This window comes from Gilvirhabdus luticola (assembly GCF_040117515.1).
GTDB lineage: Bacteria > Bacteroidota > Bacteroidia > Flavobacteriales > Flavobacteriaceae > Gilvirhabdus > Gilvirhabdus luticola.
The window spans coordinates 325,146-350,734 of sequence record NZ_JBEEEN010000001.1 but is presented as its reverse complement, the minus strand read 5'-3'; the positions used below and the strand labels follow the sequence as shown (position 1 = coordinate 350,734).

Annotated in this window: 28 protein-coding genes; 17 read left to right on the top strand and 11 right to left on the bottom strand. The window is 31.1% G+C overall.

Going from position 1 to position 25,589, the window contains the following annotated elements; all coding sequences use genetic code 11:
• Positions 1 to 35 precede the first annotated feature (35 nt).
• The gene (locus AAFP94_RS01635; protein WP_316660921.1) at positions 36 to 545 is read right to left on the bottom strand and encodes a DUF456 domain-containing protein; all 510 of its coding nucleotides are present in this window, start codon (positions 543 to 545) and stop codon (positions 36 to 38) included.
• A 110-nt stretch (positions 546 to 655) separates the two neighbouring features.
• Between AAFP94_RS01635 and AAFP94_RS01630 the strand changes: the two genes are divergently transcribed.
• Positions 656 to 1,132 (top strand): hypothetical protein, encoded by a 477-nt coding sequence (locus AAFP94_RS01630; protein ID WP_316660923.1) that lies wholly within the window; start codon positions 656 to 658, stop codon positions 1,130 to 1,132.
• Here the strand turns inward: AAFP94_RS01630 and AAFP94_RS01625 are convergent.
• The 4 genes from AAFP94_RS01625 to AAFP94_RS01610 are packed head-to-tail and all read right to left on the bottom strand — an operon-like array spanning position 1,129 to position 4,894.
• Entirely contained in the window at positions 1,129 to 1,863 is a 735-nt protein-coding gene (locus AAFP94_RS01625) for a Bax inhibitor-1/YccA family protein (RefSeq protein WP_316660924.1), read from the bottom strand. The genes AAFP94_RS01630 and AAFP94_RS01625 overlap by 4 nt on opposite strands.
• Positions 1,863 to 2,747, bottom strand: coding sequence for a hypothetical protein (locus AAFP94_RS01620; RefSeq protein ID WP_316660925.1), 885 nt, complete (start codon positions 2,745 to 2,747; stop codon positions 1,863 to 1,865). Before AAFP94_RS01620 ends, AAFP94_RS01625 begins: the two co-directional genes overlap by 1 nt.
• 51 nt (positions 2,748 to 2,798) lie before the next feature.
• Entirely contained in the window at positions 2,799 to 3,926 is a 1,128-nt protein-coding gene (locus tag AAFP94_RS01615; RefSeq protein ID WP_316660926.1) for a glycosyltransferase family 2 protein, read from the bottom strand.
• Complete coding sequence (locus AAFP94_RS01610; RefSeq protein WP_316660928.1) at positions 3,923 to 4,894, bottom strand: hypothetical protein; 972 nt, start codon at positions 4,892 to 4,894, stop codon at positions 3,923 to 3,925. The genes AAFP94_RS01615 and AAFP94_RS01610 overlap by 4 nt, the downstream gene beginning before the upstream one ends.
• Positions 4,895 to 4,920: 26 nt before the next feature.
• Between AAFP94_RS01610 and AAFP94_RS01605 the strand changes: the two genes are divergently transcribed.
• The 8 genes from AAFP94_RS01605 to AAFP94_RS01570 all read left to right on the top strand — a co-directional run bounded on the left by AAFP94_RS01605 (position 4,921) and on the right by AAFP94_RS01570 (position 11,054).
• Entirely contained in the window at positions 4,921 to 5,550 is a 630-nt protein-coding gene (locus tag AAFP94_RS01605) for a cell envelope biogenesis protein OmpA (RefSeq protein ID WP_316660930.1), read from the top strand.
• Positions 5,550 to 6,101, top strand: coding sequence for a crossover junction endodeoxyribonuclease RuvC (gene ruvC / locus AAFP94_RS01600; protein ID WP_316660932.1), 552 nt, complete (start codon positions 5,550 to 5,552; stop codon positions 6,099 to 6,101). The genes AAFP94_RS01605 and ruvC overlap by 1 nt, the downstream gene beginning before the upstream one ends.
• A 17-nt stretch (positions 6,102 to 6,118) precedes the next feature.
• Positions 6,119 to 7,240 (top strand): radical SAM family heme chaperone HemW, encoded by a 1,122-nt coding sequence (gene hemW, locus AAFP94_RS01595; protein ID WP_316660934.1) that lies wholly within the window; start codon positions 6,119 to 6,121, stop codon positions 7,238 to 7,240.
• 12 nt (positions 7,241 to 7,252) lie between these two features.
• The gene (locus tag AAFP94_RS01590) at positions 7,253 to 8,002 is read left to right on the top strand and encodes a cyclase family protein (protein WP_316660936.1); all 750 of its coding nucleotides are present in this window, start codon (positions 7,253 to 7,255) and stop codon (positions 8,000 to 8,002) included.
• Entirely contained in the window at positions 7,999 to 8,364 is a 366-nt protein-coding gene (locus AAFP94_RS01585; protein ID WP_316660938.1) for an MmcQ/YjbR family DNA-binding protein, read from the top strand. The genes AAFP94_RS01590 and AAFP94_RS01585 overlap by 4 nt, the downstream gene beginning before the upstream one ends.
• A 159-nt stretch (positions 8,365 to 8,523) precedes the next feature.
• Positions 8,524 to 9,318 (top strand): hypothetical protein, encoded by a 795-nt coding sequence (locus AAFP94_RS01580; protein WP_316660940.1) that lies wholly within the window; start codon positions 8,524 to 8,526, stop codon positions 9,316 to 9,318.
• 239 nt (positions 9,319 to 9,557) lie between these two features.
• Positions 9,558 to 10,385, top strand: coding sequence for a hypothetical protein (locus AAFP94_RS01575; RefSeq protein WP_316660942.1), 828 nt, complete (start codon positions 9,558 to 9,560; stop codon positions 10,383 to 10,385).
• 90 nt (positions 10,386 to 10,475) lie between these two features.
• Positions 10,476 to 11,054: a PhnA domain-containing protein gene (locus AAFP94_RS01570; protein WP_316660946.1), complete on the top strand. Its 579-nt coding sequence runs from the start codon at positions 10,476 to 10,478 to the stop codon at positions 11,052 to 11,054.
• On the opposite strand, the gene AAFP94_RS01565 is transcribed toward AAFP94_RS01570, so the two are convergent.
• Complete coding sequence (locus tag AAFP94_RS01565; protein WP_316660948.1) at positions 11,055 to 11,198, bottom strand: hypothetical protein; 144 nt, start codon at positions 11,196 to 11,198, stop codon at positions 11,055 to 11,057.
• Positions 11,195 to 12,046 (bottom strand): AraC family transcriptional regulator, encoded by an 852-nt coding sequence (locus tag AAFP94_RS01560; RefSeq protein WP_316660950.1) that lies wholly within the window; start codon positions 12,044 to 12,046, stop codon positions 11,195 to 11,197. Before AAFP94_RS01560 ends, AAFP94_RS01565 begins: the two co-directional genes overlap by 4 nt.
• Before the next feature lie 129 nt (positions 12,047 to 12,175).
• Here AAFP94_RS01560 and AAFP94_RS01555 point away from each other — a divergent pair, with 129 nt between their 5' ends.
• The 6 genes from AAFP94_RS01555 to AAFP94_RS01530 are packed head-to-tail and all read left to right on the top strand — an operon-like array spanning position 12,176 to position 18,940.
• Positions 12,176 to 13,102 (top strand): dihydrodipicolinate synthase family protein, encoded by a 927-nt coding sequence (locus AAFP94_RS01555; protein WP_316660951.1) that lies wholly within the window; start codon positions 12,176 to 12,178, stop codon positions 13,100 to 13,102.
• Between the two features lie 8 nt (positions 13,103 to 13,110).
• Positions 13,111 to 13,377: a DUF1272 domain-containing protein gene (locus AAFP94_RS01550; protein WP_316660953.1), complete on the top strand. Its 267-nt coding sequence runs from the start codon at positions 13,111 to 13,113 to the stop codon at positions 13,375 to 13,377.
• Positions 13,374 to 14,957: an aldehyde dehydrogenase (NADP(+)) gene (locus AAFP94_RS01545; RefSeq protein WP_316660955.1), complete on the top strand. Its 1,584-nt coding sequence runs from the start codon at positions 13,374 to 13,376 to the stop codon at positions 14,955 to 14,957. Before AAFP94_RS01550 ends, AAFP94_RS01545 begins: the two co-directional genes overlap by 4 nt.
• Positions 14,958 to 14,959: 2 nt before the next feature.
• The gene (locus AAFP94_RS01540; RefSeq protein WP_316660956.1) at positions 14,960 to 16,696 is read left to right on the top strand and encodes a DUF885 domain-containing protein; all 1,737 of its coding nucleotides are present in this window, start codon (positions 14,960 to 14,962) and stop codon (positions 16,694 to 16,696) included.
• Positions 16,689 to 17,696, top strand: a complete 1,008-nt coding sequence (locus tag AAFP94_RS01535; protein WP_316660957.1) for a 4-hydroxyproline epimerase — start codon at positions 16,689 to 16,691, stop codon at positions 17,694 to 17,696. The genes AAFP94_RS01540 and AAFP94_RS01535 overlap by 8 nt, the downstream gene beginning before the upstream one ends.
• A complete protein-coding gene (locus AAFP94_RS01530; RefSeq protein WP_316660959.1) occupies positions 17,693 to 18,940 on the top strand; it encodes an NAD(P)/FAD-dependent oxidoreductase in 1,248 nt (415 codons plus the stop codon). The genes AAFP94_RS01535 and AAFP94_RS01530 overlap by 4 nt, the downstream gene beginning before the upstream one ends.
• On the opposite strand, the gene AAFP94_RS01525 is transcribed toward AAFP94_RS01530, so the two are convergent.
• Both AAFP94_RS01525 and AAFP94_RS01520 read right to left on the bottom strand, forming a co-directional pair.
• Positions 18,937 to 21,963: an aminotransferase class III-fold pyridoxal phosphate-dependent enzyme gene (locus AAFP94_RS01525; RefSeq protein WP_316660961.1), complete on the bottom strand. Its 3,027-nt coding sequence runs from the start codon at positions 21,961 to 21,963 to the stop codon at positions 18,937 to 18,939. The genes AAFP94_RS01530 and AAFP94_RS01525 overlap by 4 nt on opposite strands.
• Before the next feature lie 3 nt (positions 21,964 to 21,966).
• Entirely contained in the window at positions 21,967 to 22,455 is a 489-nt protein-coding gene (locus AAFP94_RS01520) for a GNAT family N-acetyltransferase (RefSeq protein WP_316660963.1), read from the bottom strand.
• A 200-nt stretch (positions 22,456 to 22,655) separates the two neighbouring features.
• Between AAFP94_RS01520 and AAFP94_RS01515 the strand changes: the two genes are divergently transcribed.
• Positions 22,656 to 22,934: an STAS domain-containing protein gene (locus AAFP94_RS01515; RefSeq protein WP_316660964.1), complete on the top strand. Its 279-nt coding sequence runs from the start codon at positions 22,656 to 22,658 to the stop codon at positions 22,932 to 22,934.
• Between the two features lie 89 nt (positions 22,935 to 23,023).
• Positions 23,024 to 23,332 carry an STAS domain-containing protein gene (locus tag AAFP94_RS01510; protein ID WP_316660965.1) on the top strand — a complete coding sequence of 103 codons (309 nt, stop codon included), beginning with the start codon at positions 23,024 to 23,026 and terminating at the stop codon, positions 23,330 to 23,332.
• On the opposite strand, the gene AAFP94_RS01505 is transcribed toward AAFP94_RS01510, so the two are convergent.
• Together AAFP94_RS01505 and AAFP94_RS01500 are read right to left on the bottom strand one after the other, a co-directional pair.
• The gene (locus AAFP94_RS01505) at positions 23,327 to 24,427 is read right to left on the bottom strand and encodes a DUF4407 domain-containing protein (protein ID WP_316660966.1); all 1,101 of its coding nucleotides are present in this window, start codon (positions 24,425 to 24,427) and stop codon (positions 23,327 to 23,329) included. The genes AAFP94_RS01510 and AAFP94_RS01505 overlap by 6 nt on opposite strands.
• Positions 24,428 to 24,721: 294 nt before the next feature.
• Complete coding sequence (locus AAFP94_RS01500; RefSeq protein ID WP_316660967.1) at positions 24,722 to 25,588, bottom strand: DMT family transporter; 867 nt, start codon at positions 25,586 to 25,588, stop codon at positions 24,722 to 24,724.
• Position 25,589 lies beyond the last annotated feature (1 nt).

The window sequence follows — 25,589 nt, the reverse complement described above, 5'->3', positions numbered from 1 at the left end:
CTCAATCTTAAGAGAAGTCATGAGGTTTCTTTCTTTTAGAAAGTAAATATAGCAGATTTGTAATTCCAAACTTCCATTATAAACAAGCCTAAATAAATTACAGACACAACAAATTTTAAAAAAGTTCCGGTTAAAAAACCAATAAGAGATCCAAAAGCGGCTTTCACTGCGGTATTAGAATCAGATTTGTTTATAAGTTCTCCAGCGAGCGCTCCTATAAATGGCCAAATAATAATACCAAAGAAGCCTAATATAGGAAAGAAGATAGCAAACAAAAGGCCAACGATTGTGCCGAACATTCCAGCACGACTACCGCCAAATTTTTTGGTTCCAATTGCTGGAATGATATAGTCTATCAACCAAATTAAGATTGCAATAATTAAGGTAATTATTAAAAATGTCCAATTTTTTGGGACTGCATTTGTAAAATGTAAAATAAGTAAACCAATCCAGCTTGTAAATGGACCAGGAAGCACTGGTAAAAAGCTACCTATAATGCCCAAAAGCATAAACAAAAAAGCAATAATTGTTAAGAAAATATCCATTGATTTTTACTTTATCTGACGAAGATATATAAATAATGTTACATTTTTTGATGACTTCAGCTTTTAGACTATTCAGATAAAAATTGTACTTTTCGACTTCAGTTTAGACTATGCAAAGAATTATTGTTTTTCTAATGTTTATATTGCTCGTATCATGCGAGTATTTTAAAGTAAAGAAAACGTCTTCAGATTTTATTTTAGAGGAAGAATTGCAGTCTTTTAAATGGAATGAAGTTGACGAGTATCCAACCTTTTCCATCTGCGAGAATTCAAACTCCAAACTTGAAACAAAACAATGTTTTGAAAGTACAATAACAAAGGCAATAACTACACAATTAATGACAGAAAATATCATTGTTACACAAGATATTGAGGACACTATCTACATTAAATTTCAAATATCTGAAAAAGGAGAACTTTCGGTTTTAAAAATTAAAACAGATTCTATAACATCTCAAGAAATACCAAACATTGAAGACATCTTAATAAGTAGCCTGGATTCTTTGCCAGAAATTTTTCCAGCTATAAAACGAAGTCAAAAGGTGAAAACAGAGTTTATGTTACCAATAGTTATTAACGTAAATTAAAACCTGATTGCAAACTTTCGCATTAGTCTTAATATTTCAACATACAACCAGATTATTGTAACTAAAAGGCCCCAAGTTGCAATCCATTCTTTATATTTTGGAGATTTATTTTTATGGCGTTCGATAAAATCAAAATCAAGAAGTAAGGAAAGCGAAGCAAAAATAATGGCCACAATATTGAAGATTATGGCAAACCAAGATGTTCCCCATACAAAAGATTTAATTCCAAAAAAGCTTAAAATCCAAGAAACAATATATACCACAAAAATACTTGCTACAGCTGTAATAACTACGCTTTTAAATTTTTTGGTGACTACTATTATTCGAGTTTGATACAAAACTAACATCACAAAAAATGTAATTATGGTAACTCCAATAGCTTGATAAGGCAACTCTGGAAATTTAGCATGTGCATAAGCCGTAATACCACCTAGAAAGCATCCTTTTGCCAAAACATACATAGGTACAAGAATATGTGCCCAATGTTGCCTAACGGAAATAACTATACTGATTATTATGGCAGAAATCATTCCACCCAAAGTAAACCATCTTACATTAATCCCATTTGAGTATAGTTTCCAAATACCAACAGTTATGGCCGCAACAACCATAATAGAAATTAAAGATTTCAACATAATACCTGAAACAGACATTTTTCTTGATGAGAAATTATCATTTTCAAAAAAGTAGTTAGTAAAAGCTGGATTAGAGGTTTTGTTCAATAATTTCACTACAGATTAAATTTATATCCAATAGCAAAATCTATTGGGAAGTTTCCTTGGCTTTCAATAAATAAAGCAAAAATGTCTTGATAAGTAATCGTTAAAAAACTGTTCTGATTAATTTTAATATCAGCACCAAAACCAAAAATAAAAGGAGTGTCTATGTTTGATCCAGAATTATCTTCAGTTAAAAAAGTTCCTGGATTGTCTTCATCTTCATAAACGATATTTGAGTCAAAGATTGTAAATGTTACCAGCTTTGCATTAGCATAAATATTAAATTTTGGATTATTAATGAACCTAAATCTATAACCCAAAGCAAATTGTGTGGCAGTATATTTAAAATCATCACTTTCTAAAGAATGATCTAAACTCAAAAATCCAGTATGTCTGGGCATTGTACTTTCTTCAAAAAACTCTAATTCAGCACCAAAGTATGGCGCCGAAATGTTTTCAATATTTTCAATAAAAGGCTGATTTGTTAAACCTGCAAAAAAACCTAAACGTGCAGCAATTTTAATTTTATCTGAAGAATAATTTATACTAGTTACAGCAGAATTATAATCTTTAAAGAACTGTTTTAAACTTGTAAGCGTAAGATTTGTATCTTCAATAGAAACATTGGTGCCTTGGGTTAAGGATTGCAATGTAACTTTATATTCTTCTTTAAATTTGTTGTCTTCGCCTTTAGTATTGGTTAGCTCTTCAATTCTTCCATCTTCAGTCCTAACAAAATAGCGATATTTTTGGTCTATAATATTCCACAACAAATCTATCTTACCTTCAACTTCAGTTTTTAAAACAAGGGTTTCATTATTAATAGTGTAGGTGTTTTGTGCTATAAGTGAAGAAAAGCACAAAAAAAGTAAAAATGTTAGGGCAAGTTTTTTCATTTTGATTTAGGCTTTGACTTATGTAAATCTAAAAAAAATAAATGAGATGAACTATTTCTTGAATGTTCTTCCTTTCCACTTATAGTCTTTAAATACAGACAAAAAAGCAACATAAACGCTAAAGAAAGGGTAGATTAAAAAACTTAATGGAAAGCTTTTTAAAATTCTTTTTTGATTAAAAAAAACAGATGTTCTAGAGATAAAATGAAAATCAATACCAAATTTCAAAATTAGTATCCAAAAGAAGGCTTTTAGGCTAACAATATTGATTATTGATAAAATTAGGAATATAACAATCTGCGCATTCATCAATAAAACTAAAATACCAATAAATTTTCCTAACCAAATAGAATATGCACTGGTTTTAGTTGCCCATCTAATGTTTTGAGAGATTAGATCAGACCAGTTTAGTTCTGGCTTTGTAGCTACAATGGCTTGATGACATTTGAGATATTTGACATGATTTTTGTGTTTTTTCAGAGCTTTTTCCAAAAAGAAAATATCATCACCACTCGCAATAGTAGAATTTCCATGAAAGCCATTAAGTTCAATAAATAATTGTTTTGTATATGCAAAATTTGCACCATTGCATAAAAAAGGTTTGTCAATTCCAAAGCTTCCAATTGTTGTGCCTTGAAGACTCAATATATTAAGTAATTGAAATTTCTCAAGCAATGTGTTATTAGCTTCATAAATTACAGGAGCAACTATACATTTTGCATTTGTTTTTTGAATGAATTCATCAAAACAGTCTAACCAATATTTTGGTAATATACAATCTGCATCTGTTGTAATTATCCACTTATTTTTGGCGACTGATACAGCTTTTGTAATAGCATCCTTTTTTGGTGAATTGGTATTGCGTTTATTTTTGATTACGATTGCATTTAATTCTTCTGAAGCGTTAAAAGAATTGATGATTTCAATGGAGTTATCTGTAGATTCATCATCAATGAAAATTATTTCAAATAGATCTTTAGGATATTGTAAATCTATTACAGATTTTAACAAACTAGGCAAATTAAGAGCCTCATTTCTAAAAGGAATAACAACTGAAAAACGAGTTTTTGGTAATATATTTTCAAGTTGAAAATCCTTCACTTTATTTAGTCCATATACTAAAGCTCCAATGATTATTAGATAGGATAAAGTAACAATTATACCTAACCAAATAATCATTCTATATCTTCTTCAGGCAGATTGAAATTGAGCACATAATAACTTCCAAATAGACTTGGTAGCACAAAATTTAATAACCACATTAATGTTATAATGTTTAAAATAGTGAGTTCATTTACACCAATTATTGAAAACAGAAATACACCAACACTTCCTTTTATAACGACATCAAATATAAAAATTGAAGGAATTATTGAAGTTAACAAATACATTGACGTAATGACAATCATTGCGTCAAAATAACTAATATTTATTCCAAAAATGATAAGAAAATAATAAAACTGAAATGAAAAAATTAAATAACGCAATAACGAAAATAAGAACGTGATTAAGATTGTTTTAAATGGTAGATCTTTTATGAATTTAAAAACTTTGTCAATAGAATAACCTTTAATGGTTATGTTGCTTTTTTTTATTCCAAAACCAATGAAACTAACAATTAGCAGAAGAATAATAAAAAAGCGTATAAGTTTTAAATAATCAAGATTTACATCATAAGTTATTACAAAACAAGATATTCCAATAATTCCCAGAATAAGAGTTACACTCATTTGAGCTATGTTGCCCAACAAATTTAATAAGACAATCTTTTTTCTATACGTTGAAACATAGTAAACGACTTTAGCACCATATTCTCCAATTCTATTCGGAGTAAAAAGTGATGCGGTAAGAGCACCTAAACTTTGTTCTAGAGCAATTTTAAAACGAATTTTAGTAATTAAAGACACCAATTTCTGCCATTTTAATATTTCAAAAAACCAATTAAAAATGGTCAAAAACAGTAAAAAAAATATATTTTTTAACGAAAAGACATCATTTTCGGTTAAAAATTGATAAAAATCATTAAATCTTAAATCAGGATTATCTGCTAATTTTTTATAAATAAAATAACATGCACCAACTACAATGCTCAACTTAATTATAACAAAAAAGAATTGTTTAGATTTGTAAGACAATGAAAAAAACATAGCCACAAATTAAACTAATTTATAATATGAACTTAACACTAAAACACTATATTCTTTTTCTGGGTTTTGTTTCATTAGCATTATCAGGGTTTTCTCAAAGTCAAACTAGCATTTGGAAAGGGCAAATTGCATTTGGTGCTAACTTTCCATCAAGTAATGGTTTTGTAGAAGATTTTGAAGCTAACTCACTCAATTTACCAACTATTAATCTTGGAGTTCAGAATATGTTTAGTAATCAGTTTGGCGCAAAATTAGATTATGGATATAATAGAATTAAAAGTGCAGACAATTCACCAGAATTTAAATTAAATTACTCAAGGGTAAATGCACAATTAGTCTATGATGCTAATAGAGCCTTAACATTTACACCAAATAGAATTGGCATTATTGCTCATGCTGGACCAGGCATGAGTTTTGTAAAGCCATTGAGTGGTTATTCTGATAATAAAGTATCATTTTTTAACGTCATGGCAGGAGTAGAGTTTCATTATGGTATTTCTGAAACATTTTCTCTGTATCTTGACACATCTTACATTTTAGGATTTAGTAAAGATTTTGATCCAATAACAGATGGTTATGGTTCTTTTAATGGCGATTTACTTACTGTAACTATTGGTCTGTCATTTTCTTTAAGTGGTTGCCAATTTTGTGATTAATGAATAAAGACAAAATAATTTTAGGAATAGATCCAGGAACAACCATAATGGGTTTTGGTCTTATTAGAGTTGTAAACAAAAGCATGCAATTTATGCAGCTCAATGAGTTGGACTTGAAAAAATATCATGACCATTACTTAAAACTTAAACTTATTTTTGAAAGAACTATTGAACTTATAGATACACACCATCCAGATGAAATTGCCATTGAAGCTCCTTTTTATGGGAAGAATGTTCAGAGTATGCTAAAACTAGGAAGAGCACAAGGTGTTGCAATGGCTGCAGGCTTGTCTAGACAAATTCCAATTACAGAATATTTGCCAAAAAAGATTAAAATGGCTATTACAGGAAATGGTAACGCCAGTAAAGAGCAAGTTGCAAAAATGCTACAAACATTATTAGATTTAAAAACTTTACCAAAAAACCTTGACGCCACAGATGGACTTGCAGCAGCAGTCTGCCATTTTTATAACTCTGGTAAAGTAACAGTTGGTAAAAGTTATTCTGGTTGGAGTGCATTTGTAAAGCAGAATGAAGATAAAATTGGTTAGATCTATGGCAAATTAAGATGAGTGGTATCTACATCCATATTCCTTTTTGTAAACAAGCATGTTATTATTGTGATTTTCATTTTTCTACTTCAATGAAGAAAAAAGATGAACTCGTACAAGCTTTAGTCCACGAGTTACAGTTGCGAAAAGATGAGATTAATGAGACTGTTGAAACTATCTATTTTGGTGGAGGCACTCCAAGTTTATTATCTGAAAGAGAATTGAATTTGCTAATCAGCACCATTAATAATAACTATACTGTTTCAGAAAATCCAGAAATCACTTTGGAAGCCAACCCGGACGATTTAACCAATCAACAAATCAACAAATTAAAACAAACACAAATAAACCGTTTAAGTATAGGTATTCAATCTTTTTTTGATGATGATTTAGAAAGTATGAATCGCGCTCATAATTCAAACGAAGCAAATGATTGCTTGTCTGTAGCAACTAACTACTTTGATAATATTACAATTGATTTAATCTATGGAATTCCGAATATGACCCTTGAAAAATGGCATGATAACCTACAAACTGCTTTTAGTTTTGGAATCAATCATATTTCGAGTTATGCGCTAACAGTTGAACCTAAAACAGCTTTACATTCTTTTATTAAAAAAGGAACATATCCTCCAATTGATGAAGCTTTGACATTACAACATTTTAATCACCTAATTGAAGAAACAGAAAAACGAGGGTTTGTTCAATATGAGATATCAAACTTTGGAAAACCTGATTATTTTTCTAAACATAACACTTCTTATTGGCTAGGGAAATTGTATTTAGGCATTGGTCCTTCAGCACATTCATATAATGGAAATTCTAGAAGTTGGAATATTTCAAACAATATAAAATACATGAGAGCAATTCAAAATAACGAATTGCCAAGCACAAGAGAAACCCTTTCACAAAACGATATTTATAACGAATACATTATGACATCAATAAGAACTATTTGGGGAATTTCTATTGAAACCACGGAGAAAGAATTTGGAAGTAACTATTTAGATTTCTTGTTAAAGAATGTACAACCGCATATAGATAATAATTTGATTAATTATTTAAACAATAGTTTACAACTTACCAAAAAAGGAAAGTTTTTAGCAGATGGTATTGCATCTTCACTATTTATGATTTAGTATCTTTGAGAGATGATAGCTACAATACAATACAATTCGAAAAAATATACAATAGATTTATCAAAACCTTTAGACATATCGATTCCATTAAGAGCTTCAAAAAGCAATGTTAATGCATGGTATGTTGATGAACCAAAAATTGAACCTGTAGAAATTGATGGTGATATAGTAAGTGTTGAGCATGGAGCTTGCGTCAATTTTAATACTATTTCTTTCAATCCACATGCTCATGGGACACACACAGAATGTGCAGGACATATTACAGAAAAAGTTCATTCTATAAATCAAAATTTAAAACAATTCTTCTTTTTAACTGAAGTAATTACTGTTGCACCAGAAAAACTCAATGGCGATTTTGTCATTTCTAAAAAGCAAATTCAATTTGCAATGGGAAACAAAAAAAGAGACGCTATTGTTTTACGTTCAATACCAAATACATTAGAAAAATTAACCAAACAGTATTCGCATACTAATCCACCATATTTATTAGAAGAAGCTGCGATCTATTTGCGAAACAAAGATATCAAACATTTACTTATAGATTTACCGAGTGTAGATAAAGAAAGAGACGAATGTCAATTGTTATCTCATAATGCATTTTGGAACACTAATGGGAAATTAAGGTTGGATGCTACTATTACAGAATTCATTTACGTCCCGAACTCTGTAAAAGACGGCACTTATTTTTTAAACCTCCAAATAGCACCTTTTGAAAATGACGCCTCACCAAGTAAGCCTATTTTATTTGAAATTTCAGAATGAATATAGAAGAACTTCGAAATTACTGTTTAAAGAAAAAAGCAACAACAGAAGAATTTCCTTTTGACAAACATACGCTTGTCTTTAAAGTATTAGGCAAGATGTTTGTTATTGCTCCTTTAGATAAATGGGATAAAGGTGAAGCTTCAATTACCTTAAAATGTGATCCTGAATATACCATTCAGTTAAGGGAGCAATATGAAAGTGTTTATCCAGGACCGTATGTTAGTAATAAACACTGGAATACTATTGCAATTTATAAATCTGAATTATCTCCTAAACTTATTTTAGAACTTATGGACCATTCTTATGAAATGGTAATAAAAGCAATGCCCAAGAAATTAAGAGACACATTAGAATTATAGAAAATTCTTACAAAGTGATATTATTTTTTGTATATTTGAATTCATCAATCATTATTCTCCCCAATTCTTACATTTAAAGCAAAATCAAAAGATTCCCTAAAATCTTTTATTGAGAATAATATTATTAATCATTATACTAACTTAATTTTTTAACTAATTATGAAAACAACTAATCGATTATTTATTGCAGCATTTACAATGCTATTATTGTTTAGCACAAATTCTTTTTCTCAAGAAGACCAACGTCCGGCATATTTTACAATGACCACGATGTATTGGAATTTGGATAATGAAGGAACTAATGAAGAATGGGTAGCAGCTGAAAAAGAGTACAAGGAAAAGGTGACTAAAAAGAATGAACATATTAGATCTTCTACTTATCTCACACATCTTTTAACTGATAATAGTAGAGAGGTTATTTATGTTCAAACCTATCCAACTTGGGAAGATATTGAAAAAGCGGCTGCAAGAAACAGTGAACTTGAAAAAGAGGCTTGGCCAGATGAAGCCGAAAGAAATGCTTTTTTAGATAAGCAGGCTGCATATTTTTCTGATTACCATTCTGACGAAATATTTGCTACTATGGCAGGAGCAAAACTTCCAGCAGCTCCAGCAGATAAAAATATGGTAGTTTATATTCGTAAGAATAAAATGGCTTATCCTGATGATGGTTCTAATAAAGAATTTAATGAGCTTCGTATGAAACAAGTTGAAAATGTGTATAAGAAAAATGATCTGATAAAAGCATATTATCCAAGTCTGCATGCATGGGGCGATGATAGGAGAGATTTCATGGAAGTTTTTGTTATAGAATCTTTAAATGATTTAAGTGGAATGTTTGATAAAAATGGAGAATTAGGAAAAGATGCTATGACTGAAGAAGAAGGAAAGGCTATGGGTAAATATTTTAAAGGTGTACACAGTGATTATGTTTATACTAGTATAAATTTATAGATTTAATTTTATTTAGATTACAAAAAAAGGGAAGTCAATCGACTTCCTTTTTTTTATCACAATTTATATGATTTTGCTGAAAATTCTCACTTTTCATGAAACTACTTTGTTTTTTTTGTACATTTGAGATTGCAAGTAATTATCTTTCCTCGAATCATTAATTAATAGCAATGTTAAGATTCCCCTAATCCTTTAACTAGTATCTAATTAAACATTTAAATAACTAAATTCAACACATTATGAAAACAACCAATCGATTTATTACTACATTAATTATGCTATTCTTATTTAATGTTAATCTAGTTTTAGCACAAGATGCAGCACAAGCGGTACCAGAGTATTATACTGTAACTACCATGCATTGGAATATGGATTACGAAGATTTTGACAAGGATACATGGATTGCTGTCGAAAAAGAATATTTAGATAAAGTCACCATGAAAAATGAGCATATAATGGGATATGGTGTTTATATGCATCGCATGTCTCCAGACAATTCAGAATTAATTGTAGTGGGAGTTTATGCATCTTGGGACGATATCGATAAAGCAGCAACTAGAAACGGCGAATTAGCTCAAGAAGCTTGGCAAGATGCTGATGAAAGAAGCGCTTATTTCAAAAAAAGAAATGCCTATTATGCCAATGAGCATTCCGATGAAATTTATGCTGTAATGTCTGGCACTAAAGGTTTTTCTGAAGCACCTACAAAAGATATGATACTATATTGGAGAACTAATCATTTTGCTTTTCCAGAAGATGGTACCAATGCAGAGTTTAAAGAAACAAGAGATGAGTATTTAGAAAATGTAGTTCATAAAAATGAGTATATAAAAGCATATTTTCCTTTTGCTCATGCTTATGGAGCAGACAGAACAGAATATGGAGAAGCTTTTTTCTTTGAATCTATGAGTGATATGGAAAAAATGTTTGATCGAAATGGCGAATTATTTAGAGCGCATTGGGATACTGAAGAAGCAAGAAAAGCTTACGGTAAAAAGGCTGGAAAATATTATACAGGAGTACATGGAGACCGAATCTATACACATGTCCTTGAACTTTCAAAATAAGTAAAGTCTAAAAAGTTTATTAAAAGGATGCCAGATGGCATCCTTTTTTATTTACAATACAGTATTTTCGCAGCATAAATATTTAATTTGATGAGTGTCTTACAAACCTTACAAGATAGAAGTAATAATTCGTGTGAATTATGTTCTTCTAATAAAGATTTAAAACAATATATTGTACCACCATCATTAAATGAAAATGTTGATAATAGTTTATTGGTTTGTAATATCTGCTTGGATCAGATAGAAGGAAACTCTGAAATGAATCCAAATCATTGGCGATGTTTAAACGATAGTATGTGGAGTGAGCATATTGCAGTTCAAATATTGGCTTGGAGAATGTTGCAAAGGATTCGTAGAGAAGGTTGGCCAAAAGACTTGTTAGATATGATGTATCTAAATGATGAAGCTTTGGCATTGGCAAGAGCAACTGGAGAGCATGAAGACGTAGCAGATAAAGTTATTCATAGAGATGTAAATGGTGTAGTTTTACAAGCTGGAGATTCTGTTGTGCTAATTAAAGATTTAAAAGTAAAAGGTTCCAGTATAGTTGCCAAACAAGGTACAGCTGTTAGAAACATTCGTCTAGATCATGAAAATTCGGAATATATAGAAGGAAAAGTTGATGGACAGAATATTGTGATTGTCACAAAATTTATAAAAAAATCCTAATTAGTTGTCTTTTTTGTTTTTATTAAAAAACCCAAAGCCTAATGGCAATACAAAAAGTAAAAACAAAAATTTACCTGAAACTAATCCGTAAACAGTTATTAAAACACATATTGTGTATATGATAATGAGTCTTTCTCTTTTCATAACCTAAAATTTGATTTTCTAAACATAGAAGGCGATTCCTTTTTAATTGATTTAAATAGTCTATTAAAATTAGAAATGTTATTAAATCCAGACTGATATGCTATTTCTGCAACAGAGAAATCGTTCACAGACAACAAAAGGTTACTGGCATGTTCAACTCTTAATTCATTCAAAAATTTAAAATATGTTTTATTTGTACGTCTTTTAAAATATTTACAAAACGCATTCTTTGTCATATTAGCAATGTTCGATATTTTGCTCAAAGTAATATCTTCTGTAAAATGACTCATTGTATATTCAAAAACATTTTGCATTCGTTTTCCCTCTACTTCAGTGTATTTTTTTTCATTTATAAAAGAAGAAAGACTAATGTAATTACAGTAAGACAATAATTTAATGAGTTGCAGCAAAATTAAAAAGCGTTCAAATTTTGAAGCTGTTTTTAAGCTCAAAAATAATTCAGAAATACTGTTTTTAGATGATGTTGCTGCAAAACCTAGTTTTGCTCTATTAAAAAATTTAGATAGAGTATTTAATTCCTCTAGTTCAAAAAAATGATTTCCAAAAGATGTTTTAGTAAAGAAAAGACTAATCATTTTTGAGGATAATGAAGCCCTTTCATCGCTTTTAAAAACGTGAGGTAAATTGCTACCAATTACAATAATATCATTGGATTTAAAATAATTAATGGTATCACCAACAATTAAAGTTCCTTGACCTTCAAGAATGTAACTAATCTGAATCTCTTCGTGTTGATGTAGCTTGTCATAGAAAATAGAATCCATATCTTCCTGATAAACCAAAGCATCTTGTTCTGGTTTTGGTATTTTAAATGGAAGTACTTTCATGGTATTATAATATTCAATAATATATATATAATTACAAAAATAAGATAATATAGTATCAATATTGAATAAATGACTATTATTATTTGCTTTATGAATTAATAATTTTGAATAACTAAAAAAACAAATATTATGAGCTTTAAATGGGAAGGCGTAATGCCAGCTGTTACAACAAAATTTAATGATAAGGATGAGTTAGATCTAAAAATGTTTGAAACCAATATTAATGCACAATTAGAGGCTGGAGTGCATGGTATAGTTTTAGGCGGAACTTTGGGTGAAGCTAGTACATTATTAGAAGATGAAAAGCGAACTTTAACGCGTTCAACAATAGAAATTGTTAAAGGTCAAGTTCCAGTATTAATGAACATTGCAGAGCAATCTACAAAAGGGGCAATCAAAGCTGCACAACAAGCAGAAGATGATGGTGCAAAAGGTTTGATGATGTTACCACCAATGAGATATAAAGCTGGAGATAGAGAGACTATTGAATATTTCAAGGCTGTTGCCAATAGTACATCTTTACCAATAATGATATATAATAATCCAGTAGATTATAAAATAGAAGTAACTCTCGATATGTTTGAAGAACTTTTAGAATGCAGTAATATCGAAGCAGTAAAAGAATCAACAAGAGATGTTTCAAATGTAACTCGCATTATAAACCGATTTGGCGATCGCTTGAAAATAATGACAGGTGTAGATACTGTAGCATTAGAAAGCTTACTAATGGGAGCCGATGGATGGATTGCAGGACTTGTTTGTGCTTTTCCAGCAGAAACGGTAGCCATTTACGAACTTCAAAAAGCTGGAAAAATTAAAGAAGCTTTAGAAATCTACCGTTGGTTTTTACCATTGTTAGAGTTAGATATTAACCCTAAATTAGTGCAGAATATTAAATTGGCTGAAACCTACACAGGAATTGGAACAGAAAATGTTCGTGCACCTAGATTACCGTTACATGGTAGAGAGCGTGAACATGTTATTAATGTTATTGAAACAGCTTTAAGAACAAGACCAGTTTTGTCTGACTATAAAAACTTGAAGGTTTTAGTTTAGAACAAATAATGCTAGAAATAAGACCAACATGCGAAAATTGTAATAAACCGTTACCTTTTGATTCCGAAGAGGCAATGATTTGTACTTTCGAATGTACATATTGTAAGCATTGTGTAGAGACTATTTTGCATCATGTTTGCCCAAATTGTGGAGGAGGTTTTGAAAAAAGACCAATAAGACCAAAAGATTTATTGAATAAATATCCAGTTTCTACGAATATTGTTTATAAACCAATTAATTTAGAAGCACATTTAAAAAAAGTTAATTTAAAATGATTACAGGGAAGAATTATACAGGGAGTGAGCTATCAGCAAATGGTTCTAAAACATTTAAAACGTTCAATCCACAATTGAATATTGAAAACCAACACGTTTTTTTTGAAGCTTCTTCAGAGGAAATAGACACAGCAGTATCGTTGGCTTCGAATGCTTTTATGACTTTTGGAACAATTTCTGGAAAGAAAAAGGCAGAATTTCTCAATGCAATAGCAGATGAGATTATAGCTTTAGATGATATATTGATTCAAACCTATTGTTCAGAATCAGGATTACCTGAAGGAAGAGCAAAAGGAGAACGAGGTAGAACAATTTTTCAGTTAAGAAGTTTTGCCGAATTAGTTTCAGAAGGTTCTTGGGTAGATGCTACAATCGATACTGCGCAACTAGATAGAACTCCAGTACCCAAACCAGATTTAAGAAAAATGCTTATTCCGTTAGGTCCAATTGTGGTTTTTGGAGCTAGCAATTTTCCTCTTGCATATTCAACTGCTGGTGGAGATACCGCTGCCGCATTAGCTGCCGGCTGTCCTGTGATAGTAAAATCACATCCTATGCACGCTGGAACTGGAGAATTGGTTGCATCTGCAGTTATAAAAGCAGCTGAAAAAACAGGTATGCCAAATGGTGTATTTTCGAACTTAAATAGCAGTGGTATTGAAGTTGGTGTTCAGTTAGTTAAACATTCTGGTGTAAAGGCTGTTGGATTTACTGGAAGTATAAGAGGAGGCAGAGCTTTATATGATCTGGCTTCTCAACGTGAAGAACCTATTCCAGTTTTTGCCGAAATGGGAAGTATCAATCCTGTTGTAATACTCCCAGAAGCCTTAAAAAACAGAAGTAAAAGTCTTGCCAAAACATATGCATCTTCTATTACTTTAAGTACTGGACAGTTTTGCACCAATCCTGGATTATTGTTAGGAATAAAAGGCGAAACGCTCTCTAATTTTATTAAAGAATTGTCAGACGAAATTGTAAAAATCGAACCAACATGTATGTTGCATCCAAGTATAATTGGTGCTTACGAAAACAATAGGTCAAAGGCACTTTCACAAGCCGAGTTGACTGTTGTTGCAATTCATGATGCAGATGTTAAAGATAATTATGCAAGACAGGCAATAACAACTGTTGAAGGCAAAACCTTTTTAGAGAATACGACTTTACATCATGAAGTTTTTGGGCCGTATTCTATGGTAGTGCAGTGTAAAGATGTCAAAGAATTGGAACAAATTATTTCAAATTTGGAGGGTCAACTTACGGGAACCGTGATAGCTGAAAACGAAGAAGCAGACAAATACTCAAATGTAATTAATGCATTACAAAATCGTGTTGGACGTATTATTTACAATGGTGTTCCAACTGGCGTAGAAGTTTGCCCAGCTATGGTTCATGGAGGGCCTTATCCAGCATCAACAGATAGCCGATTTACGGCAGTGGGAATTCATTCCATCAACAGGTGGGTACGTCCATTTAGTTTCCAAAATTGGCCAAATAATTTATTGCCAGACGAATTAAAAAATGAAAATCCGTTACAAATTTCTAGACTTGTAAATGGAAAAACAACAACAAGCAAAATTTAGTCATGAGTGTCAACTATTTTAAATTACTAATTGTCTTTACAATCATATTATTTTTTTCTTGTGCTGAAGAAAAGACATGTAATGCTTCAGAAGAATTAGAAAATATAATCACTAATTACCAAGATTATGAAGGTTATGACGAAGAGGTTTATCCACTAGGGGTATTTACAAAAGAATACTTTAAAGCCGAAGCCGAATATGCACAATCTACATTAGAAGAACTATCGAAAATTGATAATGAGAATCTCAAAGAAACAGACCAAATTTCATTAGAACTTTTAAAATTTATATTACAAGATAAAATTGACTATTATGAGTTTGAAGCTTATTTGAATCCGTTGCTCTCTGACGCAGGTTTTCATAATAATTTACCTTATGAGGTAAGACCTTTAACTAATTATAAACAAGTAAAAGAGTATTTGAATAAGCTCAATGCAATTCCTGAATTTGTTGATCAGCATTTTGTAATTTTAAGAGAAGGTTTAGAAAAAGGAATGATTCAACCTAAAGTAATTTTTAATGGTTACGAGTCTTCGTATAATGATCATATTGTTGAAAGCTTTGAAGACAGTTTCTATTATTCTCCCTTTAAAGAGCTGCCTTCAGATTTAACACAATCTCAAAAAGATTCTGTGTTAGTTGCAGCAAAAGATGCAGTTGAAAATAATGTTGTGCCCCAATTCAAAAAAATTAAAACATTTTTTGAAACAGAATATTTGCCCAAATCAAGAATCACTTTAGGTGCTTCAGATCTCCCAAATGGAAACGATTATTACCATAACAGGATCAATTTTTATACCACAAGCAAACAATATACTGCAGACGATATTCATCAAATTGGATTGAAAGAAGTAGCTCGAATAAAGGCTGAAATGGAAAAGATTATTGCAGACCTAAATTTTAAAGGAAGTTTTTCTGATTTCTTTCATTTTTTAAGAACTGATGAGCAGTTTTATGCAAAATCACCAAGAGAATTATTGATGATTGCACGAGATATGTCAAAAAGAGCTGATGCTCAATTACCGCGCTTTTTTAAAACCTTACCAAGAAAACCATATGGAGTAGCTCCAGTACCAGACGCGATAGCACCAAAATACACAAGTGGCCGTTATATTGGTGCAGAAGCAAATAGTACTGACCCAGGATATTACTGGGTAAACACATACGATTTACCAAGCAGAACATTATATACACTACCATCATTAACTGTTCATGAAGCGGTTCCAGGACATCATCTACAAGGTAGTTTAAATAATGAGCTTGGTGATAGTATTCCACAATTTAGAAAAGATTTGTATCTATCGGCTTATGGAGAAGGTTGGGGATTGTATTCTGAATTTTTAGCAGATGAAATGGGAATGTATACAACACCTTATGAGCAGTTTGGAAAATTCACTTACGAAATGTGGCGCGCTTGTAGACTAGTGGTCGATACTGGGATTCATGCTAAAGGATGGACTAGAGAGCAAGTTGTAGACTATATGGCATCAAATACAGCATTATCGCTTCATGAGATTAATACTGAAACAGATCGCTATATTTCTTGGCCTGGTCAAGCACTTTCATATAAAATAGGTGAGCTCAAAATCAGAGAACTTCGCAAAAAAGCAGAATCCGAGCTCGGGCAAAAATTTGATATTAGAGAATTTCATGAAATTATTTTAGAACAAGGTACAGTGACTTTAGCAATCATGGAAAAAAGAGTGAATAACTACATTCAAAAAGTTAAAAATGAGTAGCAATACTTTTGTTTGTATTGATGCTCATACATGTGGAAATCCAGTAAGGGTTATAAAGCATGGTGCTCCCAACTTGGTTGGGCAGAACATGAACGAAAAGCGATTGCATTTTTTGAAGGAATTTGATTGGATTCGAAAAGGACTAATGTTCGAACCACGTGGTCATGACATGATGAGTGGAAGTATTATATATCCACCGCATAATCCAGAAAACGATTTTGCCATTTTATTTATCGAAACTTCTGGTTGCTTACCCATGTGTGGTCATGGAACCATTGGGACGATTACCGTGGCACTTGAAGAAGGATTAATAACGCCAAAAATTCCAGGAAAAATCAAAATGGAAGCTCCTGCTGGTTTGGTTAATATAGAATATGAACAAACAGGGAATAATGTAGATTGGGTAAAACTTATAAATGTTAAAAGTTATTTGGCTGAAGAAGGTTTAACTATAGATTGCCCAGAATTAGGTGAACTTATTTTTGACGTAGCTTATGGTGGAAATTTTTATGCTATTATTGATATACAGATAAATTTTTCAGGGCTTCAAGATTTTACTGCAGGCAAGATAATTCAATATTCTCAAACTGTTAGGAAACGAATAAATGAGAAATATCCAAATCTCTTTATTCATCCAGAAAATAAAACAATAAGGGATGTTTCACACATGCTTTGGACAGGAAAGCCAATCGATTCAAAATCTACTGGAAGAAATGCTGTATTTTATGGAGATAAAGCCATAGATAGAAGTCCTTGTGGTACCGGAACATCTGCACGCATGGCACAATTACATGCAAAAGGAAAACTAAAAAAAGGGGAAGAATACATTCACGAAAGTTATATTGGTAGCAAATTTATTGGTTGTATTGAAGAGGAAGCGTATTTGGAAGACAAGAAAGCTATAATTCCAAGTATAAAAGGATGGGCAAAAATCTATGGGCATAATACCATTACCATAGATATTACAGATCCTTATGCTCACGGATTTCAAGTATTATGAGTAAAAAAATAATCATAATAGGTGGTGGTGTTATTGGATTGTGTTCTGCATATTATTTGCAAAAAGAAGGATATCTTGTTACCGTTATCGACCAATCTAATTTAGATTCTGGAGCGTCTTATGTCAATGCTGGATACTTATCACCAAGTCATATCATTCCATTGTCAGCACCCGGAGTTATGAAGAAAGGTTTAAAATGGATGTTTGATAAATCAAGTCCTCTTTATATAAAACCAAGATTAGATTTAAACTTCTTACAATGGGTTTGGGCTTTCAATAAATCTTGCTCACAAAAACATGTGAATAAGGCTATTCCTTTTATTAAAAATATCTCGTTGCTAAGCCAGGATTTATATGATGATATAAAACGTGATGAAAACTTTTCATTTCACTACCAAAAGAACGGATTATTCATGTTGTGTCAAACTAATAAGGCTTTAGAAGGCGAAATAAAAACGGTGAATTTAGCAAAGCAAGAAGGTTTACAAGCAAGAGAAATTAGTGTAAATGAATTAAAAGAATTAGAGCCTAATGTAAACATTAATGTTAAAGGAGCAACATTCTATGAATGTGATTCTCATATTACTCCTACAGAATTTATGCAAGAAATGAAAGCATATCTTGAACAGGTTGGAGTAAAGTTTTATAAAAATGAGAAAGTTGAAGATCTAAATTTTCAAGGAGGTAAGATTGCTTCAATTAAAACAAATAAGCAAACTTTAGAAGCTGATGAATTTGTTTTAGCAGCTGGCTCATGGAGTTCTATATTAAGTAAAAAATTAAATTTAAAATTATTGCTACAAGCTGGTAAAGGATATAGAATAAATACAGAAAAAGATACAGGTATTACAATTCCAGCAATTTTAACCGAAGCTAAAGTAGCGGTAACACCAATGCACGGTTTTACGCGTTTTTCTGGAACAATGGAAATTGCCGGTATTAACCAAACTATAAATAAAGTTAGAGTAGAAGCTATAGCCAATGCTACAACTTCCTACTACCCAGATATAAAACCTACCGAAGAAGAAAAAAGGCAAGCAGCTTCTGGTTTAAGACCAGTTTCTCCAGATGGACTACCATACATTGGAAAATCTCAAAAATGTAACAATCTTACCATTGCTACTGGACATGCCATGATGGGATTAAGTATGGCAACAGGAACCGGAAAGTTGGTTTCTGAAATTATTTCAAATAAAAGAGCATCATTAAATTTGGATGCTTTTAATCCTGATAGAAAATTTTAAATTTTCATAAAATCTTCATTAAGTATCTTTTTTAAATACAATAGTAGTTCAATGGCATTATCTTTTGTAAAAACTAATGGCGGTTTTATTTTTAAAACGTTATGGTCTTTTCCATCAATGCTCATCAAAATGCCATAATCTTTCATTCTATTGGCTAAATAATCTGTTTTTTCTACTATTTGATTGGATTTTGTATCTACAAATTCAATTCCAAGAAATAACCCTTGTCCGCGCACATCACCGATGATTGGAAATTCTTTTGCTAATTTTTGCAATTCAGATTTTATAAACTTACCAACGTGTAAGGCATTTTCTTGAAGCTTTTCACGCTTTACAACTCTTAAAACTTCAGTAGCAATGGCGCACGATACAGGATTTCCACCGAAAGTGTTAAAGTATTCCATGCCATTTGCAAACTTCTCTGCCACTTTTTGTGTACAGGCAACAGCTGCAATAGGATGTCCGTTGCCTAAAGGTTTTCCAATGGTAACTATATCAGGAACAACATGATGCAACTGAAATCCCCAGAATGATTTCCCCATTCGACCGCATCCAGTTTGTACTTCATCAGAAATACAAATACCTCCAGCATTTCGAATTAAGTTATAGGCTTCTGCTAAAAATCCCTCCGGTAGTTCTATTTGTCCGCCACAACTTATAATTGGTTCGATGATAAAACCACCTACTTCTTTACCTTCATTTTTTATTCTTTCTAAACATTTTTTTACTTCATTCGCATATTCTTCACCAGTATTTGTGCCTCTATATTTTCCTCTAAAACTGTCTGGTAAAGGAATAATATGTGTGTGTTCTGGAACACCACTTCCACCTTTTCCATCAAATTTATATGATGAAATATCGATACATATATTGGTATTTCCATGATAACCAAATTCACTAGCAATTATTTCACGACTACCTGTTGCAGCCTTTACCATTCTAATTGCCAATTCATTGGCTTCACTTCCTGAATTCACAAAATGTAGTACGTTTAATTCTGGAGGTAAGGTTTCAATCAATTCTTTGGCTAAATCATAAATGTTTTCATGCAAATAACGAGAATTGGTATTGATAAGTGCCATTTGTTCTCGTCCAGCTTTGACTACTGAATAATGTTCATGGCCAACATGAGCTACATTATTAACAGTATCAAGGTATTTTCTACCATTTTGATCCATGAGATATTGACCTACACCACGAACCATTTTAATTGGTGTTTTATACTGAAGTCTTAAGCTTTTTCCTAAATGCTTCTTTCTAAAAGAAATTAAGTCTTCATTCGAAATTTTTTGTTTATGCTGAAGTTCCTTAAAATTAAATAATAAGTTTGGATCTGGACAGATACTTTTCCAAACATCAATTTGATTGAAATATGCTACACCTGGAAAATCAATAGAATAATTTAACATGGACAGCATAACTTGAAAATGAAGATGAGGAGACCAGTTTCCATTTTCCGGATGATTACCTATCTTACCAATTTCATCCCCTTTTTTAATCAGATCACCAATATGATGTTGCGTTGCACTTGCTACTGTTAAATGTCCATAAAGTGTATAGAATTCAAAACTGTCTTCAGTGTGTTTTAATATGACTAAACCGCCATATTCTTTATTGCCAGAATCATTAATGGCAGTAATTACAACACCATCATATAGTGAATGAACAGGAGATTTTTCGGGAAGCCAAAAGTCTATTCCTAAATGTATGGTTCTACTTTCTCTACCAAGATTTCCAATTTTATCATATTCTGATGAGGTGTAAATGGGACGAGGTTCTAAATAACCACCTGCAATAATTTTATAAGGAACTTGCTTCTGAAGTTTATTAATTTTAAACTGAAAAAAATCTAAATCATTGAATTCTTTTTCATGACCAATCCAACTACTTGAAACACTTAAATCTAATAGATGGATTTGCTTTTTGTTAATAGTTGGAAATAAATTAGTAAATGAAATAGTCTGTTTAGATGCCCAATGATTGAACTTTTGTTCATTTGGATGCGCTGTAAAACCACAAGCTGCTCTAAAGCTGAAATAGGCAAAATCAGGACTAATTGCATGCCACTTTTTTAATAATTCCCAAGCAGGTTTTTCACTAATAAGTAAATATTCATTTTTTGGTTCTTCAATTTTATTTATTTCAGATTTAGTAACTGAAATTACCAAACGCATAGCTATTGCAATGTATAAATGATATAACTCTTCTTCAAGTAAATTCAAACTTGAATGATAACCTCTTACTATAGGTAGAGCTGCTTCCAGCGGATCATTGTGATGCATTATTGCATAAGCGCAGCAAACAGCCACATCATTAATAATTTGAGAATAGACGGCATCACCAAAATCTATAAGTGTTTTTACTTTTGGTTGTAATAAATTTTCAGAAACAATAATGTTATTATCGTTGGCATCATTATGAATAACACTTTTTCGAAGTAGAACATATGATTTTTGAAATGCTTCAAATTGTTGTTGAAATGATGATACGATTTGTTTTTTATCAACAGAAAATAAATGCAAATGCTTTTTTGTCCAAAGAGATTTTGCAATGTCCCAAGCAAATTCTCTAGTTGATTGTTCATGTTTAAACTCTTGTAAAGTTTTTGTAATCAATCCGCATTTTTTACCCAAGCTAAACCGTAAATCATCTAATTGTGGATTAACCGAACTCCAGAGCCTACCTTCTATCCAAGAAATTAAACGAACATATCTTTTATTGCCTTGGTTGTCAATAGTCTCTGAAATGGAGTTTCCGCTTAAATCATTAATTACATTTGGAGTGTTTAGATTTACCTTTGATTCTTGAATATGAAGCAATAATTTTTGCTGAAAATCGAGATAGTCTTCATTTTCATTTGGACGCGATATTTTCAATATATAGCAATCAAAATTCTTAACTCTAATTCTAAAATTAAGATCAATTTCTCCTGGAAGAATATATGCTTTACCTTTTATACCAAATAATTCTATAAGGAATTTTTCTGCCTGAGTAGGTGTAAGCTTAATGGTGCTATAATTCATTAATTAGTTTTCAAAATTATGAATATTTAAGTCTTTAATATCTAAACGCATATTAATCATGTGCTTTTTAAACCCTGATTTCTGATAGGCTTTTATGGCAGGAAGATTGTCATCATAAACATCAAGCCTTATTTCAAATACTTCTCTTTCTTTACACCATTTCAAAAGAGCATCTACGATAAGTTTATTATATCCATTTCCTCTGTGCTTTTCTGGCACAAACATAAACCCGAGATAACCTTGTTTGTCATGCTTTAAATAGTGTCTATCAGGTTTGATTTTTGCATAACCTGATGCAACAATCTCTTTGTTTATTTCTACAACATAAACTTCAGATGTATCACTTTTTATTAGATCTGAAATACTATAATAATTAATTTTCCCTTCTTTTATTGTTGGGTCCATCGGTCGCTCTGCTTCAATGACACCTTGCTCAAAATCCAAAAGGATTTGAATATCGTCTAAAGTAGCTTTTCTAACAATTGGTTTCATGGAAAAAAATTAGTACAAGTTAGTAATTTTCGCATGATTATATTTAGTCAGTTTAGATCAAAAATTGAGTTTTGTCTGTTTGTCCAAAGTTAAAATCAATTCGTCGAAAAAATCATGAGAATCAATTTATTCTTTAGATATTTATAGTAGTTAATTGATTAATAGCTCTAAATCTAAATAACTAAAACTTAACATTTACTATGGCACTAGAAATTGTAAATCTAGGAGATACGTTTGAAATAAAGGGCTCTCTAAATGAATCAAACGTAAATAAATTTAAATCGCATTTCGAAAATATATTTAATACAACGAGTAGGCTTGTTATTAACATTGATGATTTAACCAGTATAGATAATCATGGTGTTTTGGCATTTGAAGATTTGTATAGAGAATCTTTAGACAAAAATAAAAAGCTATTTATTACTGGTTTTGGATGTCGTGAAATGTATGAACATTTAAAATCGATGAAAGTAGCATAAAATAAAATTCAGATTTACTCCTCTAAATCTATTAAAATGTGACTTAAACAGAAAGTTTGAGTCAAAACATTAACCTAATAATTATGTAAATGGAATTAACAATTAAAAACAATCACAATTATTTTGAAGTAGAAGGGATATTAGTAAAGTATAATGTTCATTTATTTCAAAAAAAGTTCCAACATATTTTTGATAAAAGAGATGGTTTAACGCTTAATATAACTGGCTTAAACAGAATAGACAGCTTTGGTATAAATGCCATTGCAAAAATTCATAACGAAGCCATTTCCAGGCAGAAAAGATTTTCTATTATTGGTTTAGGAAACAACGAGCTATTTAACCATTTTAAAACAATAGAATCTGTAGAAAATTTAGAAAATGTTGTCGCAATTCTATAGTGCTTTCTGTTGATGCTTAAAAAAGGCATCTGCTTGTAATTGCATCAATTCTCTTGCTTTTTTCCGTTTATAATTATAAAGTTCTTCTTCGTCTGCAATGTCATTATAAATTTTGTTATTTATAGACATGTCTGTTTGTAATAGGATATTGCGTTGGTTTACCTTTTGCTCTACCCAAGTTTTAATGGCAGTTTCTTGATCTTCTAATTTAAAATCGTACTCAGCTTTAGGAGATAATAATTTTGCAAAAATGGGAGAGGTTTCAATAGCCAGAAACAAAAGAAAAATAAAGAATGATGGCAACCAAGGCAAAGATCCTAAAGCATTAACACGAGCCATTAAACCATCAAAATTATCAATAATAGGTTGTGAGTTAAGAACTTGAGTTTCATAATCACTTTTAAGATTTTCAATTTGGGTTTCTGCTGAAGCGATTTTAGCCTTATTTTCAGCTTTTAGTTGTTGCAATTCTGTTAACAATGCATTATGTTTCTCTCTTTTTTCTTTATATACAGGACCTTTGCCTAAAAGCATTGTGCCTTCTCTTCCTTCTGCTTCAGCTATATACGTATCGTACAAAGCATTTACTTCTGCTTCTTTAGTATCTATTTGTTGTTTTAACGATTTAATATCGGTATTTAAATCTTCAATTGTAGGATTATATTGTTGCGCAATTTGATCTTTATTAACAAGAGTTAGATCATTTTTTTGTTCTAATAGGACTTGATTAATTTCCTTTTCAAATATTTTTAATTCTAAAGGTTTAGATATTACGATAGCAATAATTATAGCAAGAAAAATTCGAGGAGTTGCTTGTATGAGCTCATCTATAACATTCTTTCTTTTTTTAATTGTCGAAACAATATACTGGTCTAAATTAAAAATAAGAAGGCCCCAAACAAATCCAAAAAAAATAGATGCTAATAAGTTGTCAAATACAGTATAAAGAGCGTAGCTCGAAGCAATAAAGGCCATAACTGCCGTGAAGAATACTGTGGCACCAATGCCTGCGTATTTATTCTGTTCTCCTTTAGAACAGTTCTCTAAAATATCTGTATCAGAACCTGAACAGATTATAAAAAATTGTTTTAACATAACTTATTTGTTTTGATTGATTGTTTATTAGAACGCAAAAAAGTTTCAAATGTTACAAGCAAAGTTAAATTTAGTATAGATAAAGGTTGGGTGTAACAATTGTTACGTTGGTCTTTGGAAGTGATTATTACCTTTATCTAACACTTTGTTTAAACCCTGAAAGATTTTGTCTCAATTACCATAAACTAATAATATAAAATTATAACAGAGTACCACAGATTTTAAATAGGTTTTTAGTTTTATTGCCTTAAAAATATGGTTTGAATTTTAAAACTAATTTTTAAGGCAATTTTTTTAAACTTTTCTTTTTTTAGAACGCATGCTCTCAATGACCACCGTTGCCAGAATTAATGAGCCTCCTATAAGTGTATTAGATGCTGGTATTTCATTTAAAATTAGATATGCCATAATTATCCCTAATACAGGCTGAAGACTATTTATGATGCTGGCAGTGCTCACGGAAAAGTTTTTAAAACTATGGATAAACAAAGAATGGCCTATTGCTGTGGTAAACAAAGCGAGTAATATGACGTAAGGAAATTGTGTGTTGATATTATTTGTTCCTAAAATAAACACGAATGGAAGCAAAACAAAACTTAAAATCAATATTTGATATGTCATAAGCACAGTACCATTATATCTAATAACTTGACCTTTTAATAAAACATTGCGCAAAGCAAAACAAAAAGCCGAAAGCACACCTAACATAACTCCTTTTACTTGAGAACTTTGAAAATTGAATTCAGGAGCCAAAATATAAACGCCTAAAATGACCAATAGACCCAAAAAGATATGGACTAAATCCAATTTGGTTTTGTAAAAAATAGGCTCTATAAAGGCTGTAATTACAGGAAAAGTGAAAAGAGATAGCATACCCAATGCTACATTAGAGAGTTTCAAAGCATAAAAATAGGTAATCCAATGGGCTCCAAGTAATATGGAGCTTAACACAATTCTTGAAATGTCTTTTTTTGACCTTACATTAAGATTATATTTTTTAAATCTACAGAATAGATAAAGAAAAAATGTCCCTAAAATACAGCGCCACCAAATGGTTACTGGAGAAGGTAAATCTATATATCTTCCTAAAACTCCTGAAGTACTAATTAGAGTAGTTGCTAACAGAAGTTCAAGTAGATGGTTGTTATGTTGGTTTTTCATT

What these genes read in the sequence shown, in the direction of transcription:
- AAFP94_RS01635 (WP_316660921.1), bottom strand. Translation starts at nt 545, where the DNA reads ATGGATATTTTCTTAACAATTATTGCTTTTTTGTTTATGCTTTTGGGC.
- AAFP94_RS01630 (WP_316660923.1), top strand. Translation starts at nt 656, where the DNA reads ATGCAAAGAATTATTGTTTTTCTAATGTTTATATTGCTCGTATCATGC.
- AAFP94_RS01620 (WP_316660925.1), bottom strand. Translation starts at nt 2,747, where the DNA reads ATGAAAAAACTTGCCCTAACATTTTTACTTTTTTTGTGCTTTTCTTCA.
- AAFP94_RS01615 (WP_316660926.1), bottom strand. Translation starts at nt 3,926, where the DNA reads ATGATTATTTGGTTAGGTATAATTGTTACTTTATCCTATCTAATAATC.
- AAFP94_RS01610 (WP_316660928.1), bottom strand. Translation starts at nt 4,894, where the DNA reads ATGTTTTTTTCATTGTCTTACAAATCTAAACAATTCTTTTTTGTTATA.
- AAFP94_RS01605 (WP_316660930.1), top strand. Translation starts at nt 4,921, where the DNA reads ATGAACTTAACACTAAAACACTATATTCTTTTTCTGGGTTTTGTTTCA.
- ruvC (WP_316660932.1), top strand. Translation starts at nt 5,550, where the DNA reads ATGAATAAAGACAAAATAATTTTAGGAATAGATCCAGGAACAACCATA.
- hemW (WP_316660934.1), top strand. Translation starts at nt 6,119, where the DNA reads ATGAGTGGTATCTACATCCATATTCCTTTTTGTAAACAAGCATGTTAT.
- AAFP94_RS01590 (WP_316660936.1), top strand. Translation starts at nt 7,253, where the DNA reads ATGATAGCTACAATACAATACAATTCGAAAAAATATACAATAGATTTA.
- AAFP94_RS01585 (WP_316660938.1), top strand. Translation starts at nt 7,999, where the DNA reads ATGAATATAGAAGAACTTCGAAATTACTGTTTAAAGAAAAAAGCAACA.
- AAFP94_RS01580 (WP_316660940.1), top strand. Translation starts at nt 8,524, where the DNA reads ATGAAAACAACTAATCGATTATTTATTGCAGCATTTACAATGCTATTA.
- AAFP94_RS01575 (WP_316660942.1), top strand. Translation starts at nt 9,558, where the DNA reads ATGAAAACAACCAATCGATTTATTACTACATTAATTATGCTATTCTTA.
- AAFP94_RS01570 (WP_316660946.1), top strand. Translation starts at nt 10,476, where the DNA reads ATGAGTGTCTTACAAACCTTACAAGATAGAAGTAATAATTCGTGTGAA.
- AAFP94_RS01565 (WP_316660948.1), bottom strand. Translation starts at nt 11,198, where the DNA reads ATGAAAAGAGAAAGACTCATTATCATATACACAATATGTGTTTTAATA.
- AAFP94_RS01560 (WP_316660950.1), bottom strand. Translation starts at nt 12,046, where the DNA reads ATGAAAGTACTTCCATTTAAAATACCAAAACCAGAACAAGATGCTTTG.
- AAFP94_RS01555 (WP_316660951.1), top strand. Translation starts at nt 12,176, where the DNA reads ATGAGCTTTAAATGGGAAGGCGTAATGCCAGCTGTTACAACAAAATTT.
- AAFP94_RS01550 (WP_316660953.1), top strand. Translation starts at nt 13,111, where the DNA reads ATGCTAGAAATAAGACCAACATGCGAAAATTGTAATAAACCGTTACCT.
- AAFP94_RS01545 (WP_316660955.1), top strand. Translation starts at nt 13,374, where the DNA reads ATGATTACAGGGAAGAATTATACAGGGAGTGAGCTATCAGCAAATGGT.
- AAFP94_RS01540 (WP_316660956.1), top strand. Translation starts at nt 14,960, where the DNA reads ATGAGTGTCAACTATTTTAAATTACTAATTGTCTTTACAATCATATTA.
- AAFP94_RS01535 (WP_316660957.1), top strand. Translation starts at nt 16,689, where the DNA reads ATGAGTAGCAATACTTTTGTTTGTATTGATGCTCATACATGTGGAAAT.
- AAFP94_RS01530 (WP_316660959.1), top strand. Translation starts at nt 17,693, where the DNA reads ATGAGTAAAAAAATAATCATAATAGGTGGTGGTGTTATTGGATTGTGT.
- AAFP94_RS01525 (WP_316660961.1), bottom strand. Translation starts at nt 21,963, where the DNA reads ATGAATTATAGCACCATTAAGCTTACACCTACTCAGGCAGAAAAATTC.
- AAFP94_RS01520 (WP_316660963.1), bottom strand. Translation starts at nt 22,455, where the DNA reads ATGAAACCAATTGTTAGAAAAGCTACTTTAGACGATATTCAAATCCTT.
- AAFP94_RS01515 (WP_316660964.1), top strand. Translation starts at nt 22,656, where the DNA reads ATGGCACTAGAAATTGTAAATCTAGGAGATACGTTTGAAATAAAGGGC.
- AAFP94_RS01510 (WP_316660965.1), top strand. Translation starts at nt 23,024, where the DNA reads ATGGAATTAACAATTAAAAACAATCACAATTATTTTGAAGTAGAAGGG.
- AAFP94_RS01505 (WP_316660966.1), bottom strand. Translation starts at nt 24,427, where the DNA reads ATGTTAAAACAATTTTTTATAATCTGTTCAGGTTCTGATACAGATATT.
- AAFP94_RS01500 (WP_316660967.1), bottom strand. Translation starts at nt 25,588, where the DNA reads ATGAAAAACCAACATAACAACCATCTACTTGAACTTCTGTTAGCAACT.